Below are 14,526 nucleotides of genomic sequence, written 5' to 3'. Positions count from 1 at the left end.
GTTCCGGCTCAACCTTCGAGTTGGCCCATGGCGCTCTGCAGGTAGTTCTGTTCGCCCAGGCCGCCCAAGAGGGCAAGCTGGGTTTCGAGGAAGTCGATGTGCTCCTCGGTGTCCATCAGGATTTCGGTGAGGATCTCGCGGGAGACGTAGTCCTGGGCCAGTTCGCACTGCTTGACCCCGTCGACCAGGACCGTGCGCCCGCCGGCCTCGACGTCCAGGTCGGCCTCGAGGCCCTCGCCGACGTTCTCGCCGATCTTCAGCTTGTGCAGGTCCTGCAGGTTGGGCAGGCCGTCGAGGAACAGGATGCGCTTGATGAGCTTGTCGGCATGCTTCATCTCGCCGATCGACTCGTCGTAGGTGACCTTGCCGAGCTGCTTCAGGCCCCAGTTGTCGTACATGCGGGCGTGCAGGAAGTACTGGTTGACCGCGGTCAGCTCGTTGGTGAGCACCTGGTTCAGGAGCCGGATGATCGCCTTGTCGCCCTGCATGGCAGCCTCCCAGATATCCGCGTACCGACAGGTTTAGCCGGGCGGGCGGCTCGCGTCACTCGGCGGCGTAGCGGAGCGCCTCGCGCTCCTCGTCCAGCATCTTGCGCATGTCGCAGACGCAGCGGGCGCATTGCGCGGCCGAACCACAGGCCTTGAAAATCTGCGCCGGGCGGCCGGCGCCGGCGGCGATCGCCGAGCGCACCTCCCGTTCACGGATGCCGTTGCAATTGCAGACGTACATGGCGGTGGCCGTGTCTCCTGATCTCGCCCTTCAGATAGCCAGTTGCGAACGCGTTTGCAAGTCATTCGCAACTATGTACCGAACTCGCGCACCCGCGACCGTCTGTCGCATAGCTGCTACCTTGGCTCCGAACGTTGTTCGGTCACGGGAGCCGTGCCGCCGCCGTCTGCGGAGGCATGTTCAGGACAAAGCCATGGATTTCGACGCGCTTATGCTGTCGCGATTGCAGTTCGCCTTCACGATTGCATACCACATCATCTTCCCGAGCTTCTCGATCGGGCTGGCGAGCTTTCTGGCCGTGCTGGAAGGCCTGTGGCTGACCACCCGGATAGAGGCGTTCAAGACCCTCTACCTTTTCTGGGTCAAGATCTTCGCCATCGCCTTCGGCATGGGTGTCGTCTCCGGCGTGGTGCTGTCCTACGAGATCGGGACCAACTGGAGCGTCTATGCCGCCGCGGCGGCGCCGGTCATCGGGCCGCTGTTCGCGTTCGAGGTGATCTGGGCCTTTTTCCTGGAAGCCAGCTTCCTGGGCGTGATGCTGTTCGGCTGGCGCAAGGTCGGCCCGCGGCTGCACTTCACGGCCACGGTGCTGGTCGCCGTCGGCACTCTGATGTCGGCCTTCTGGATCATTTCGGCCAACAGCTGGATGCAGGATCCGAGCGGCTATGTGCGGCTGCCCAACGGGACCCTGCGCGCCACGGACTGGGTTCAGGTGATCTTCTCGCCGACCTTCCCCATCCGCTTCATCCACATGGTGCTGGCCGCCTACCTGTCCACGGCGCTGGTGGTGGGCGCGGCCTCGGCCTGGCGGCTGCTGAAGGACAGCGACGAGGACGCAAGCTGCCTGGCGCTGAAGATGGCCATCGGCATGTTCGCCATCGTCGCGCCGCTGCAGCTCCTGGCCGGAGACACGGCGGGCAAGCTGGTGATGCGGGTGCAGCCGGCCAAGCTGGCGGCCATCGAGGCTTTCTGGGAGACCAAGGCGGGTCAGCCGTTCCACATCGTCGCCTGGCCGGACCGCGCGACGGCAGCCAACCGCTGGGAGGTTGCGATCCCCAAGCTCGGCAGCCTGATCACTGCCGGCAACGCCAATGCCGTGGTCAAGGGCCTGAAGGCCTTCGCCCCGCAGGATCGGCCGCCGGTGTTCATCGTCTTCTGGGCCTTCCGGGTGATGGTCGGACTCGGCCTGGCGATGATCGGCCTGGGCCTTTGGGGCGCGTTCCTCATCTGGCGTGACCGCCTTACCCAGGCAGGCTGGTTCCTGCGCGCCAGCGTGGCCATGGGCCCGGCGGGCTTCGTCGCGGTCATAGCCGGCTGGGTGGTCGCCGAGGTGGGCCGGCAACCGTACGCGATCTATGGCGTGCTGCGAACCGCCAACGCCGTATCGCCCGTGACGAAAGGCGAGGTCTCGGCATCGCTTCTGGCCTTCATGGCGATCTACGCCGTCGTGTTCACCGCCGGCGCGCTCTTCATCCTGCGGCTGATCGCCGGGGGCCCGCTGGCCGGCGCCGAAGAGGCCGAGCCGGCGCCCCCCCGACCGCCGGGCTTCGTCCTGGGCGCCACGCAGCGCGGGCCTGCCAGTAAGCCGGGGAGCGCCCAATGAGCCTCGACCTGCCGCTGCTCTGGGCCGTGGTCATCGCCATCACGGTCCTCATGTACGTGATGCTGGACGGATTCGACCTGGGGATCGGCATCCTCTTCCCCTTCGCAGACACCGCCGCCGACCGCGATGTGATGATGGCGACCGTGGCGCCAGTCTGGGACGGCAACGAAACCTGGCTGGTGATGGGAGGGGTCGGGCTCCTCGCGGCCTTCCCGTTCGCCTACAGCGCCCTGCTCCCGGCGCTCTATCCGCCGGTCCTGCTGATGCTGCTGGCCTTGATCCTGCGCGGCGTGGCCTTCGAGTTCCGCCTGAGCGGGAGGGCGCGCGGCAAGGCGTTCTGGACCGCAGCCTTCGCCGCGGGCTCGCTGACCGCCACGGTGGCGCAAGGCCTGGTGCTGGGCGGTTTCATCCAGGGCGTGAAGCTGAGGGACGGGCAGTTCGCGGGCGGCGTGTTCGATTGGCTCACCCCCTACAGCCTGCTGGTCGCCGTGGGCCTGGTCGCCGGCTATGCGCTGTTGGGCGCTTGCTGGCTGATCTGGCGCACCGAGGACGAACTGCATGGCCGCGCCCGCCGATGGGCCTGGATCGCGCTGCTGGCGGTGGCCGTCCTGCTGGCGATGGTGAGTGTCGCCACGCTCTTCGTGCATCCGCGCGTGGCGCTCCGCTGGGGTTATGCGGCGGGCCATTTCGACCTGGCGCGGCTGGCGCGGTTTTCCCCGATCCCGATCCTGGGCGTTGCTGGCCTTGCCCTGACCGCGCTCGGACTGCGGCGCAGGTCGCATGGCTGGCCGTTCGCGGGCGCGGTGCTGATGTTCCTGTCGGGCTACCTCGGACTGGCGGTCGGCTTCTTCCCCTATATCGTGCCTTACCACATGACCTTCCGGCAGGCCGCCAACGCCGACAATGCGCTCGCCCTGCTGCTGGCCCTGGGCGGCATCCTGCTGCCGATAGTCATCGGCTATGGCCTCTGGTCCTACTGGATCTTCCGCGGCAAGGTGGGCGCCGATGCGGGCTATCATTGAGCCGCCCCCCGAGGCCGGCACGCCGCTGGCGCCGCTGTGGAAGCGACTCGGCTGGTTCGTGGGCCTGGCCGTGAGTTCCGCGCTCACCACCGCGGCCGTCGCCTACCTCTTGAAGGCGCTGCTCAGATAGGCTCTTGGGGGCCCATGGCCCCTCCGCTCTGCCGCCTTTACCTGATCACCCCGCCCCGGCTCGACGACCTGGCCGCCTTCGGCCGCACCCTGGCCCATGCGCTGGACGCCGGCGACGTGGCGGCCCTGCAGATCCGGCTGAAGGACGCGCCCGACGAGGTCGTCGCCGCCGCGGTCGACGCGCTGGCGCCGATCGCGGCGGGCCGCGGCGTGGCGGTGATCCTCAACGACCGGCCGGACCTGGCGGCGCGGCTCGGCTGCGACGGGGTGCACATCGGCCAGGACGACGCGCCGCTCGCCGAGGCGCGGAGGATCGTCGGCCCGGACCGCATGATCGGCGTCACCTGCCACGACAGCCTGCACCTGGCGATGGAAGCCGCGGAGGGCGGCGCCGACTACGTCGCCTTCGGGGCGTTCTTTGCCACCACGACCAAGGACGCGCCCACGCGCGCCGAGCCGGAGCTTCTGACCGGCTGGCAGGAGGCGATGGTGATCCCCTGCGTCGCCATCGGCGGCATCACCGTCCCGACCGCCCGCGAACTCGCCGCCGCCGGCGCGGACTTCCTCGCGGTCTCCGCGGGCGTCTGGTCATACGGCGACGGTCCGGCCGCCGCGGTGGCCGCCTTCAACGCCGAGATCGCCAAGGGCGTGGCCGAGCGCGCCTGAGGCTCGCCTTGCTTCTCTGAAGCCCGGCCACTAGGTTCCGCCGCCCCCCAAACGACAGGAAGACCCTTGTCCACCCAGACCGCCCTCCTGAAAGTCATGTCCGACGCCGCCCGCAAGGCCGCGCGTGGGCTGAACCGCGACTTCGGGGAGCTGGCCGAGCTGCAGGTAGCCAAGAAGGCCCCCGCCGACTTCGTCTCCGCCGCCGACCTGAAGGCCGAGCAGACCATCTTCGAGGCGCTGACCAAGGCCCGGCCGGGCTACGGCTTCCTCGGCGAGGAGCGCGGCCTGATCGAGGGCACCGACAAGACCCACACCTGGATCGTCGACCCGCTCGACGGCACCACCAACTTCCTGCACGCCATCCCGCACTTCGCGATCAACATCGCCCTGCAGCGCGAGGGCGCCGTGGTGGCGGCGGTGACCTACAACCCGGTCTCCAACGACCTGTTCTGGGCCGAGAAGGGCAAGGGCGCCTTCGTCAACGACAAGCGCCTGCGCGTCGCCGCGCGGACCCGCATGGACGAGGCGGTGCTGGCCACCGGCATCCCGTTCCTCGGCCACGGCCAGCACGCGACCTTCCTGAAGGAGCTGCACCAGGTCAGCCAGCGGGTGGCGGGCGTCCGCCGCTTCGGCGCCGCGGCCCTCGACCTCGCCTGGGTCGCGGCCGGCCGCTACGACGGCTACTGGGAGCGCGACCTGAACCCCTGGGATCTGGCCGCCGGCATACTGCTGGTCACCGAGGCCGGCGGTCGCGTCACCGACGCCGAGGGCGGCGAGGACGTGCTGGCGGCGGGTTCGGTCTGCGCCGGCAACCTCGACATTCAGCCCCAGCTCCTGGAGCGCCTGCGCCAAGCTGCGCGGTAGTTGACCCCCCGCCTGCCGAGTGACTGACTGTCACGAACGACAACTAGGGGGCACGCTATGGATATGACACGCCGCACCTTGGGGACCATGGCCGCCGCGGCGGCCGCGCTCACCGCCCTGCCCGCCACCGCCCAGTTCAGGAAGAAGCCGCTGATCATCGCCCACCGCGGAGCGAGCGGCGAGCGGCCCGAGAGCACGCTGATGGCCTTCCGGCTGGCCATCGCCGAGGGCGCGGACTTCATCGAGCCGGACCTGGTGCTGACCAAGGACGGCCACTTCGTGGTCCGCCACGAGAACGAGATCTCCCAGACCACCGACGTCGCCCTGCGACCCGAGTTCGCGTCGCGCCGCACCACCCGCCAGATCCAGGGCCAGGCGGTGAGCGGCTGGTTCACCGAGGACTTCACGCTGGAGGAGCTGAAGACCATCCGCTGCCGGGAGCGGCTGCCGAAGCTGCGGTCCGAGAGCGCCAAGTTCAACGGCCAGGAGGCCATCCCCACCTACCAAGAGGTGCTGGATCTCGCGAAGTCCGAGAGCGCGCGCCTGAAGCGCCCGATCGGCACCTATCCGGAGATGAAGCACGCCAGCTATTTCGCTGGGATCGGCCTGCCGATGGAGGCCCGGCTGGCCGACATGCTGAAGCAGAACGGCCTCGACAGCCCCACGGCGCCGGTCTTCATCCAGTGCTTCGACGTCCTGCCGCTGAAGACCATCATGACGCTCAGCAAGGCGCCGCGCATCCAGCTGATGTCGCCCGAGGGCGGCCCGACGGACCAGGCGGTGACCTACCGGCAGATGGCCTCGGCCGCCGGCCTGAAGGACGTGGCCGCCTACGCCAACGGCGTCGGGCCGGACTGGTCGATGGTGGTCCCGACCGTCGACGGCGGGCTGGGACCCGCCACCTCGCTGGTGGCCGACGCCCACGCCGCCGGCCTGGCGGTGCATCCCTGGACGGTGCGCGCCGAGAACGCCTTCCTGCCGCCGAAGCTGCGCCGCGGCGCCAACCCCGCCGACGTCGGCGACGTGAACGCGGTCTACAAGGCGCTCTACGCCGCCGGCGTCGACGGCCTGTTCAGCGACTTCCCCGGGCTGGCGGTGAAGGCGCGAGGGTAGGCGCAGGACATGCCCAACAAGCTCCACCCCCTCGACGCCATGGCGGTCGCCCCCGATCACCACAGCATCCTCCTGGAAAACGATCAGGTAAGGGTGCTCGACACCCGCCTCGGCCCGGGAGGCCGCACACCGGTGCACAGCCACCAGTGGCCGGCCGCCTTGTACGTGCTGAGCTGGAGCGACTTCGTCCGCTACGACCCGGACGGCAAGGTGCTGGTCGACTCGAGGACCATGATGACCAGCGCGCCGGGGCCCGGGGGCGCTCTTTGGTCGGCGCCGTTGCCACCGCACTATGTGGAGAACATCGGGGACCGCGACCTGCACATCGTCGCCGTCGAGATGAAACCGGCCGTCTAGCTTGAAACGTCCACCAACACATTGATTCAATTAATATCTCGTCATGGCCCGGCTTGTCCGGGCCACCCATGATCTCCGCGCCGAAGGGTGCGCCACGGCGGCTCCGCGGATTTGCTTGCGCAATCCGGTGTTCCTGGGTCACCCGGACAAGCCGGGTGATGACGATCGAGGGGGAGGTGATTGAGGCCTAAACCTAAGCCGCCTCGCCGAACTGCAGCGACGCGAGCCGCGCATAGAGGCCGTTCCGGGCCACCAGCTCGTGGTGGGAGCCTTCCTCCACGACGCGGCCCTCGTCCATGACCACGATGCGGTCGGCCTTGAGCACGGTGGCCAGGCGGTGGGCGATCACCAGGGTGGTGTGGCCGACCATGGCCTCGTCCAGGGCGCGCTGCACCAGGCGCTCGTTCTCGGCGTCGAGCGCGCTGGTGGCCTCGTCGAGCAGCAGGATCGGCGCGTGGCGGACCAGCGCGCGGGCGATGGCCAGCCGCTGGCGCTGGCCGCCGGAGAGGCTGCGGGCGCGCTCGCCGATCTGGGTGTCGATGCCTTGCGGCAAGTCGGCCAGGAATCCCTCGGCCTGGGCGGCGCGGACCGCGGCCTGCACCTCCTCGGCGCTGGCGTCCTCGCGGCCGAAGCGGACGTTCTCCAAGGCCGAACCGGAGAACAGCGGCGATTCCTGCGCCACCAGGGCCATGCGGGCGCGGACCTCCACGGGATCGGCCTCGCGTACGTCGACGCCGTCGACCAGCACGCGACCGGATTGCGGGTCATAGAAGCGCAGCAACAGGCGGAACACCGTGCTCTTGCCGGCGCCCGACGGGCCCACCAGGGCCACCCGTTCGCCCGGCTTGACGCTCAGCGACAGGCCGCGGACCGCCGGCATGTCCGGCCGGCCGGGATAGGCGAAGGTGACGTTCTCCAGCGCCACCTCGCCGCGCGGCGGGACAGGCAGGTGACGGGGGTGGGCGGGCGCGGCGATGCCGGGCCTGGCCGCCAGGATCTCGGAGACCCGCTCCATGGCGCCGGCGGCCTTCTGCACGTCGCCCCAGGTCTCGCCCAGCGCCCCCACCGAACTTGCGGACAGCACGGCCAGCAAGGCGAACTGGAAGAGGGTGCCGACGCTCATCTCATGGCTGAACAGCGCGGCCACCCCCAGCCAGAGGATCCAGACGACGCCGCAGAAGACCAGCGCGATGACGGCGGCGGTCATGCCCGCGCGTGCGGCCATCCGCCGAAGCGAGGTCTGGAAGGACGCCTCGACAGCCTGGCCGAACCGCGCCGCGCCCGAGGCCTCGCGCCCGAAGGCCTGGACGATCTCCAGCGCGTCCAGCGTCTCGCCGGCATGGCCGATGGCCGCGGCGAACTGGTCCTGGGTGGAGGCGGTGAGCTTGCGCACCCGGCGGCCGAACAGGAAGAGCGGCGCGATGATCAGCGGTACGGTGACCAGGACAAGCCCCGTCAGCCGCGGGCTGACCACCAGCATGTAGGCCAGGCCGCCGATCAGCATCAGCACGTTGCGCAGCGAGACCGAGATCGAGGTCGTAAGCAGGTTCTCGACGATCTGGATGTCGGTGGTCAGGCGCGACAGCACCTCGCCGGTCCGGGTCATCAGGAAGAAGGCGGGATCCAGCGACAGGATATGGGCGTAGGTCGCCTTCCTGAGGTCCGCCACGACCCGCTCGCCGAGCTTGGTGACGAAGAAGTAGCGCAGCGCCGAGGACAGCGCCAAGGCGAGCGCCACCCCGCCCAGCGCCCAGAACCAGGGCTCCACGGACCGCGCCGTGGCGTGCGCGGCCACGGCCTGCGTCACATGGTCCGCCAACAGCCGAATCGCGCCGGTGAGGCCAAGACTTGCCGCCGCCGCGGTGACCAGGAACACGCCCGCCGCCACCGCGTCGAGCCGGTGGCCGGCCGCGAACGGGATCAGACGGCCCAGCGCGCGGACGTTGCGGCTCTTGGGGCGCCGCTCGGCGGCTTCGTCGAGGGTCTGCGCCAGCGCCTGGCCCGCGGTCGGCCTGCCGGCTGCGGCGGCCTCGGCCCCCAAGTCGCTCATAGGGGCTCACTCATCGACGCTCACACCTTGCATTTGCACCGGCGTTTCTCTATACGCCCGGCTTCTTCGAACGGCCCCCTCGCAGGAGGCCTTTGATATCTTTCGACGCTCCTTTACGTCAGGCGCCTTCGCGATGAAACAAGACACCCATCCGGACTATCACTTCATCACCGTGGTGATGACGGACGGCACGACCTACCAGACCCGTTCCACCTACGGGAAGGAAGGCGCGACGCTGAACCTGGACATCGATCCGAAGACCCACCCGGCCTGGACCGGCGGCGGCCACCAGATGCTCGACCGCGGCGGCCGCGTGTCGCGCTTCAACGCCAAGTTCGGCGGCTTCACCCGGAAATAGATTGCGCGCTCGAATGTGAAAACGCCGCAGGGGCGACCGCTGCGGCGTTTTGCGTTTCCGGAACGACGACTGGACGACGCGAATTCGGGCCTTGGGACCAACACCCCCCACCGATCGTCATGGCCCGGCTTGTCCGGGCCATCCATGATCTCGCCGTCCCGCGGTTGGCCGCAGCGGCGCCACAGCGACTAATCGCGCTTTCCCGTGTTTATGGGTGGCCCGGACAAGCCGGGCCATGACGTCTTCATATTTTGATGACGCGCCGGCCACAGGGAAACCGGCGATAGCCGACATCCCGGCGCAGCCCCGCCTCAGGTCCCGAAGGCGGTCTTCAGCCGGTCCTGTTGCGACAGCACCGGATGCGGCGCCTCCTCGGAGTCGCCCTCGACGTACATCCGCCGGTCGAGGTGGCGGACCCGCTCGTAGAGCCGCTCGGAGCGGTCGAGCAGGGTCATGAGCTCGCCCGGCAGGCCATCGGCTTCCCCGGACGCCCGGCAGACTTCTTCCCCGGCCAGCCGGTAGCGGTCCTCGCAGGCGGCCCCCGGGGGCATGTCGCCCTCGCGCACGGCGCGCTGCACCAGGAGCCAGGAGGCCACCTGCATCAGCCGCGTGGTCAGCCGCATGCTCTCAGCCGCATAGGCGAGCGCCGCGTTGCGGGACAGCAGCTTGGAAGCCTGGCGGCCCGCGCCGTCCAGATAGCCGGCAGTCTCCTCCACCAGGTCCATGCCTTCCTGGAAGGTGCGCTGGAACAGCTCGGAGCGCGCGAAGTCCTGGATGACTTCGGCGCGCCACGGCGTGGAGGGGACGTTGAGATCGCTCATACGGTGGTCAACCTATACTCAGCCTGCCAAGCGGTCGCGAAAAACCGTCCGTGCAACCCCTGTGCCACTCATATTGGGCCACGCGATCTGGACCATTTTGCGCCTTGTCCGCGTCCCAAACTAGCTCGGGCCCGCGCCGAACAGCGCGTCGGCCGCCGCCCGGCCCGCCCTTTTCCGGTCGATCTGGGCCTGGGCGCGGGCGACCTCCGACTGGAGGATCTCGATCCGCTCCTCCAGCTCGGCCACGCCGAACAGCTCCAGGTCCTCGCGGACGGCCTCGATGAGGCGTTGGCCGCGGCCGATACGAACTTCCGCCGGCTCTTCCATGACGGGCTTTACCTTTCCGGTTCCCCGATGGGACGCTATCCAACCGCGCAAGCCGTCAAAGCGCAAGTTCGCGCCGGCGCGCGATGCACAGCTTTGCCGGAGCCGTCCACATGCCTGAGACCATGACCGCGATCGCCATCGAAGGCGGCAAGGGTCCCGCCGAGGCGCTGAAGCCCGTGCAGATTCCGCGCCCCGAGCCGAAGCCGGGGCAGATCCTGATCCGGGTCCGCGCGGCGGGCGTCAACCGGCCGGACATCATCCAGCGCATGGGCTTCTATCCGCCGCCGCCGGGGTCGCCTGAGACCCTGGGGCTCGAAGTCGCCGGTGAGGTGGTGGTCGGCGCAGGGCGCTGGAAGGCCGGCGACCGGGTCTGCGCCCTGCTGGGCGGCGGCGGCTATGCGGAATACGCGGTCTGTGACGCCCGCCATGCGCTGCCGATTCCCAAGGGCCTCGATTTCGTCCAGGCCGCGGCCCTGCCCGAGACGGTCTTCACGGTCTACGCCAACGTCTTCGAGCACGGCGCGCTGAAACCCGGCGAAACCCTGATGGTGCACGGCGCGACCTCCGGGATCGGCACCACGGCGATCCAGATGGGCAAGGCCCACGGCGCGAAGGTGATCGCGACGGCCAGGGGCTCGGAGAAAGCGGCCGTGGCCCGCAAGCTGGGCGCCGACGTGGCGGTCGACGCCAAGACGGAGGATTTCGCCGAGGTTGCGAAGCGCGAGGGGGGCTGCGACGTGGTCCTCGACATGGTCGGCGGCGACTATTTCGCCAAGGACCTGGACGCCTTGCGAATGGATGGCCGCATCGTATTCATCGCCAGCCTCGGCGGTGGCGACGTCACCCTGTCGATCGGCCGCCTGATGCAGAAGCGCGCGGTGGTCACCGGCTCGACCCTTCGCCCGCGCACCGCCGACGAGAAGGCCCGGCTGGCGGCCGCCGTCGAGGCCCTGGTATGGCCCTGGATCGAGGCCGGGAAGGTCCGGCCGCAGGTCGATGCGACCTTCCCGCTGGCCGAGGCCGCCAAGGCGCACGCACACCTCGAAGGCGCTCACGTCGGCAAGGTGGTGCTCGTGACGGCCAGCACTTAAGGTTGCACCCGCAGTTCTGAGGTCGCCGTCAGTTCAAACCCGGTTTTTGAATGACGCGCTAAAAACGACTGATATCTGCGCCACACTCCAGACCGATTCTTCGAAATCCGGTTGTATTTTTCGGCGAGTGAGGTTGACGCCCCCGTACGGCTGAGCCAGTGGAGAAAGAAAAAGCGTCAGCTCGTTTCTGGCCCGTTCGGCCCACTGGGGAGATCAAATTGCACAACAAGGTTCGATTTTTCGCGTCCAGCGCTCTGCTTTTCGCCGCCGCGCTGGGAACGGCCGCCCACGCACAGACCCGCCCTGCCGCAACGGCGGCGGCGGCCCCTGCCGGCGGCACCATTGAAGAATTGGTGGTGACCGCCGAAAAGCGGAGCCAGAGCCTGCAGGACGTGCCGGTCGCCATCTCCGCCTACACCTCCGAGAAGCGCGACCTCCTGGGCATCAACAGCGTCCAGGACATGACCAACTTCACGCCCGGCCTGGAATATTCCAGCCAGCTCGACCGGATCAGCCTGCGCGGCGTCGGCCGCCTGACCAATGTGCAGTCCGCCGACCCGGGCGTGGCGACCTATTCCGACGGCGTCTACACCTCCTCGACGGTCGAGGCCGGCAAGACGCCGATCTTCACCGACCGGGTGGAAGTGCTGCGCGGCCCGCAGGGCACCCTCTACGGCCGCAACTCCATCGGCGGCGCGATCAACGTGATCTCCAAGCGCCCGACCGAGGAGTTCTACGGCGAAGTGCGCGCCACCGTGGCGAACTACGGCCGCACGCTGCTGGAAATGGCGGTCTCCGGCCCGCTGGCGCCCGACCTGCAGTTCCGGCTGGCCGGCAACTGGGAGAAGCAGCGCGACGGCTACTACAAGAACGTCGTCCCAGGCATGCCGAGCGAAGGCAACGTCATCGACACCTACTATATCGAGGGCCAGCTCCAGGCGAAGTTCGGGGACCACCTCGAAGGCTGGGTGAAGGCCTCGATCGCCGGCTGGAACAACGGCGGCGGCGGCCCCGGGGCCCGGGCGACCGCAATCACTGGTCCGATCAACACCACGGAGTTCGCGCCCAGCGCCCTCTTCGTGAACCCGGGCTACGCCTGTAGCGGCAAGGTGACCAATGTGGTGAACCTCTCGCCGGCGGGTTGCGCCAATCCGACCGACAGCAACAAGCGCACGTTCGCGGCTGACACGGCGAACTCGGTGTCGCTGGACGAGACCTACATCTTCTCGACCCAGTGGACCTACCACTTCGACGGCGCCGACCTGAAGTACATCGGCGGCTACGACAACTATCACTACACCCTGATCGCCGATCAGGACGCGACCGCCATCCAGGGCTTCACCCTGCCGGTGGCGCCGTTCTTCGGCGCTCTCGGTACGACGGTGGGCGCGGCGCTCACTCCTTGCTCCGTCGTGCCGGGCTGCACAGGCGTCAACGTCCGCCCGCAGTACGTCTCGACCTATCAGGAGAACAAGCACTGGGTCAGCCACGAGCTGAACCTGTCATCGAGCGGCGACGGCGCGCTGCAGTGGCTCGGCGGCCTCTACTACTACAAAGAAGGCTACCAGCAGCCGGTGTTCACGACCCTGGTCAACCAGACCGCGCTGGCCGGCCCGCTCGCGGCCTCTGTGCCCGCCGTGACCGGCTCCGCCCTCCAGCCCGACACCCTGCAGCGGCCGTACGACGACCGCCCGGAAATGCACGACGAGTCCTACGCGGGCTTCGGTCAGGTCGACTGGAAGTTCGCGCCGACGTGGAAAACCACGCTCGGCATCCGCTACAGCCACGACCACAAGTGGGGCACTGAAGCGCTTCGCATCGTCTGCTACGCGGTCACCACCTGCCTCAACGCACCGGGGAGCACGCTCGTCACGCCGGAGGGCCTCGGCGCCTTCACCCCGCCGGTCGACGTGACGGCCGCTGTGGTCAATCTGACGGGCCTGCCCCAAGGCGTGGTGCCCGGGGGCATCAACGGCAGCGGCATCACCTTCACCCCGGACGGCTTCGCCCACCGCAGCTACGACGCCAGCTGGTCGGCCTGGACCGGCACCGCCGGCCTGCAATGGGATCCCGATCGGGACACCATGATGTATGCCCGCTACAGCCGGGGCTATAAGGCCGGCGGCTTCAACGTCGGCATCACGACCACCGAAGGCAGCTCGCCCTACACCGGTCCGGAGCACGCCAACAACTACGAGATCGGCCTGAAGAAGGACCTCTTCCACCACACCCTGCAGACCAACCTGGCGGTGTTCTATCTCGACTATCAGGACTTCCAGGCTCCGGTGACCATCCCGGCGGTCGGCGGGACGGTGGCGCAGCCGCAAGGCGTGTTCATCAACGTGCCGAAGGCGGTGAGCTACGGCGTCGAGCTGGAAAGCATCTGGTCGCCCATCGACCACCTGCAGCTGATGCTGACCTACGCCTACAACGACGCTCACATCACCCAGCTGAGCGGCGTCATCGATCCGGCCGACCCGACGGCGACCCAGCCCGGCGCCAAGCCGATCGGCGCGCTCGTGCCCTGCACCAGCTCCACCCCGGGCACGGCTGGTTTCGCCCAGAACTGCGACATCTACGCCCACGCCGTGCAGCGCGGCCAGGACCTGAGCGGCAACCAGCTTCCGCAATCCACCAAGAACAAGGTGGCCTTCAACGCCACCTACACCTGGGTGACGGAACGCGGCTCGCTGTCGCCGTCGGTCAGCTACATCTGGCGCGACAAGCAATACGGCTCGATCTTCCAGCGCGCGTACAACGAGGCCCCGTCCTGGAGCCAGGTCGACGCCCGGCTCACCTGGAAGGACAGGGACAACAAGTACTCGGTCATCGCCTATGTGAAGAACCTGTTCGACACCCTGGGCTACGACGGCGGCGCCGTCGGGTCGCGGATCGCGGGCAGCAACTTCGCGGGGGTGGGCGTGCCGCTGACCAATGTTGTGCAGCCGGGCTTCAACGTCAGCTATCCGCTGACCCCGCCCCGCACCTACGGGCTGGAGCTGCAATACCGCTTTTAGGAGAAACCGATTTCGGTTCGGAGGGCGCGCCGCAAGGCGCGCCCTTTGTTTTTTCAGCGCAATTTCCTATCGAACATCCCTGTTCGTTGAACACTCCGTCCCGGAAGATCGAAAAACATTGACGCTGCCTTAGGCCTCCCTCAGGTTCCGCGCGCAAAATGAACGGGCGATGGCGGCCTCTCGGCCCTCAAACGCGCGACGGAGGCCGCCTGGGGGCGGCGGGGAGGACATATTGGGGCATCCGACAGTTTGTTGGCGGACGCGCGAGCGTGAGCTCGCGGGGCCGAGAGCCTGCGGCATGAGCCCGCGGCAAATTTAAGCAACAGGACCATTATTTTTTCAAATCAAGGGCCGGAACGGCCTTCTGGGGAGGTAAACT

15 protein-coding genes are annotated in these 14,526 nt (G+C 68.4%); 10 read left to right on the top strand and 5 right to left on the bottom strand.

Annotated features, from left to right (window positions below):
• Positions 1-8 precede the first annotated feature (8 nt).
• Both bfr and JWP28_RS03895 read right to left on the bottom strand, forming a co-directional pair.
• Positions 9-488: a bacterioferritin gene (bfr, locus tag JWP28_RS03900; RefSeq protein WP_299540158.1), complete on the bottom strand. Its 480-nt coding sequence runs from the start codon at positions 486-488 to the stop codon at positions 9-11.
• Positions 489-543: 55 nt separating this feature from the next.
• Positions 544-729, bottom strand: a complete 186-nt coding sequence (locus tag JWP28_RS03895) for a (2Fe-2S)-binding protein (protein ID WP_299540156.1) — start codon at positions 727-729, stop codon at positions 544-546.
• Positions 730-922: 193 nt separating this feature from the next.
• On the opposite strand from JWP28_RS03895, the gene JWP28_RS03890 reads away from it, so the two are divergent.
• From JWP28_RS03890 to JWP28_RS03860, 7 genes are all read left to right on the top strand, one after another.
• Positions 923-2,332, top strand: coding sequence for a cytochrome ubiquinol oxidase subunit I (locus JWP28_RS03890; protein WP_299540154.1), 1,410 nt, complete (start codon positions 923-925; stop codon positions 2,330-2,332).
• Positions 2,329-3,354, top strand: coding sequence for a cytochrome d ubiquinol oxidase subunit II (gene cydB, locus JWP28_RS03885; protein WP_299540151.1), 1,026 nt, complete (start codon positions 2,329-2,331; stop codon positions 3,352-3,354). Before JWP28_RS03890 ends, cydB begins: the two co-directional genes overlap by 4 nt.
• The gene (locus JWP28_RS03880; protein ID WP_299540148.1) at positions 3,338-3,484 is read left to right on the top strand and encodes a hypothetical protein; all 147 of its coding nucleotides are present in this window, start codon (positions 3,338-3,340) and stop codon (positions 3,482-3,484) included. The genes cydB and JWP28_RS03880 overlap by 17 nt, the downstream gene beginning before the upstream one ends.
• Before the next feature lie 14 nt (positions 3,485-3,498).
• On the top strand, positions 3,499-4,149 hold the full coding sequence (gene thiE / locus JWP28_RS03875; protein WP_299540145.1) for a thiamine phosphate synthase: 651 nt from the start codon (positions 3,499-3,501) through the stop codon (positions 4,147-4,149).
• A 66-nt stretch (positions 4,150-4,215) separates the two neighbouring features.
• Entirely contained in the window at positions 4,216-5,013 is a 798-nt protein-coding gene (locus JWP28_RS03870; RefSeq protein WP_299540143.1) for an inositol monophosphatase family protein, read from the top strand.
• Positions 5,014-5,070: 57 nt separating this feature from the next.
• Positions 5,071-6,126: a glycerophosphodiester phosphodiesterase gene (locus JWP28_RS03865; RefSeq protein ID WP_299540141.1), complete on the top strand. Its 1,056-nt coding sequence runs from the start codon at positions 5,071-5,073 to the stop codon at positions 6,124-6,126.
• Positions 6,127-6,135: 9 nt separating this feature from the next.
• Positions 6,136-6,483 (top strand): hypothetical protein, encoded by a 348-nt coding sequence (locus JWP28_RS03860; protein WP_299540138.1) that lies wholly within the window; start codon positions 6,136-6,138, stop codon positions 6,481-6,483.
• Positions 6,484-6,676: 193 nt separating this feature from the next.
• Here the strand turns inward: JWP28_RS03860 and JWP28_RS03855 are convergent, their stop codons facing one another.
• Positions 6,677-8,533, bottom strand: a complete 1,857-nt coding sequence (locus JWP28_RS03855; RefSeq protein WP_299540136.1) for an ABC transporter transmembrane domain-containing protein — start codon at positions 8,531-8,533, stop codon at positions 6,677-6,679.
• 133 nt (positions 8,534-8,666) lie between these two features.
• Between JWP28_RS03855 and rpmE the strand changes: the two genes are divergently transcribed.
• Positions 8,667-8,891 (top strand): 50S ribosomal protein L31, encoded by a 225-nt coding sequence (gene rpmE, locus JWP28_RS03850; RefSeq protein ID WP_299540133.1) that lies wholly within the window; start codon positions 8,667-8,669, stop codon positions 8,889-8,891.
• A 311-nt stretch (positions 8,892-9,202) separates the two neighbouring features.
• On the opposite strand, the gene JWP28_RS03845 is transcribed toward rpmE, so the two are convergent.
• Positions 9,203-9,712, bottom strand: a complete 510-nt coding sequence (locus JWP28_RS03845; protein ID WP_299540131.1) for a DUF1465 family protein — start codon at positions 9,710-9,712, stop codon at positions 9,203-9,205.
• 120 nt (positions 9,713-9,832) lie between these two features.
• Entirely contained in the window at positions 9,833-10,039 is a 207-nt protein-coding gene (locus JWP28_RS03840; protein WP_299540128.1) for a DUF1192 domain-containing protein, read from the bottom strand.
• A gap of 110 nt (positions 10,040-10,149) precedes the next feature.
• On the opposite strand from JWP28_RS03840, the gene JWP28_RS03835 reads away from it, so the two are divergent.
• Together JWP28_RS03835 and JWP28_RS03830 are read left to right on the top strand one after the other, a co-directional pair.
• Positions 10,150-11,130, top strand: coding sequence for an NAD(P)H-quinone oxidoreductase (locus JWP28_RS03835; protein WP_299540126.1), 981 nt, complete (start codon positions 10,150-10,152; stop codon positions 11,128-11,130).
• Between the two features lie 356 nt (positions 11,131-11,486).
• Positions 11,487-14,147: a TonB-dependent receptor gene (locus JWP28_RS03830; RefSeq protein WP_299540123.1), complete on the top strand. Its 2,661-nt coding sequence runs from the start codon at positions 11,487-11,489 to the stop codon at positions 14,145-14,147.
• Positions 14,148-14,526: the final 379 nt, after the last annotated feature.

Origin of the sequence: Phenylobacterium sp., from assembly GCF_028290885.1 — a bacterium.
GTDB lineage: Bacteria > Pseudomonadota > Alphaproteobacteria > Caulobacterales > Caulobacteraceae > Phenylobacterium.
Note: the sequence above shows the minus strand (reverse complement) of the source record. Positions and strands in the feature narration are given on the sequence as shown.

Coding starts and splice junctions, on each gene's coding strand:
- bfr (WP_299540158.1), bottom strand. CDS start 488: ATGCAGGGCGACAAGGCGATCATCCGGCTCCTGAACCAGGTGCTCACC.
- JWP28_RS03895 (WP_299540156.1), bottom strand. CDS start 729: ATGTACGTCTGCAATTGCAACGGCATCCGTGAACGGGAGGTGCGCTCG.
- JWP28_RS03890 (WP_299540154.1), top strand. CDS start 923: ATGGATTTCGACGCGCTTATGCTGTCGCGATTGCAGTTCGCCTTCACG.
- cydB (WP_299540151.1), top strand. CDS start 2,329: ATGAGCCTCGACCTGCCGCTGCTCTGGGCCGTGGTCATCGCCATCACG.
- JWP28_RS03880 (WP_299540148.1), top strand. CDS start 3,338: ATGCGGGCTATCATTGAGCCGCCCCCCGAGGCCGGCACGCCGCTGGCG.
- thiE (WP_299540145.1), top strand. CDS start 3,499: ATGGCCCCTCCGCTCTGCCGCCTTTACCTGATCACCCCGCCCCGGCTC.
- JWP28_RS03865 (WP_299540141.1), top strand. CDS start 5,071: ATGGATATGACACGCCGCACCTTGGGGACCATGGCCGCCGCGGCGGCC.
- JWP28_RS03860 (WP_299540138.1), top strand. CDS start 6,136: ATGCCCAACAAGCTCCACCCCCTCGACGCCATGGCGGTCGCCCCCGAT.
- JWP28_RS03855 (WP_299540136.1), bottom strand. CDS start 8,533: ATGAGCGACTTGGGGGCCGAGGCCGCCGCAGCCGGCAGGCCGACCGCG.
- rpmE (WP_299540133.1), top strand. CDS start 8,667: ATGAAACAAGACACCCATCCGGACTATCACTTCATCACCGTGGTGATG.
- JWP28_RS03845 (WP_299540131.1), bottom strand. CDS start 9,712: ATGAGCGATCTCAACGTCCCCTCCACGCCGTGGCGCGCCGAAGTCATC.
- JWP28_RS03840 (WP_299540128.1), bottom strand. CDS start 10,039: ATGGAAGAGCCGGCGGAAGTTCGTATCGGCCGCGGCCAACGCCTCATC.
- JWP28_RS03835 (WP_299540126.1), top strand. CDS start 10,150: ATGCCTGAGACCATGACCGCGATCGCCATCGAAGGCGGCAAGGGTCCC.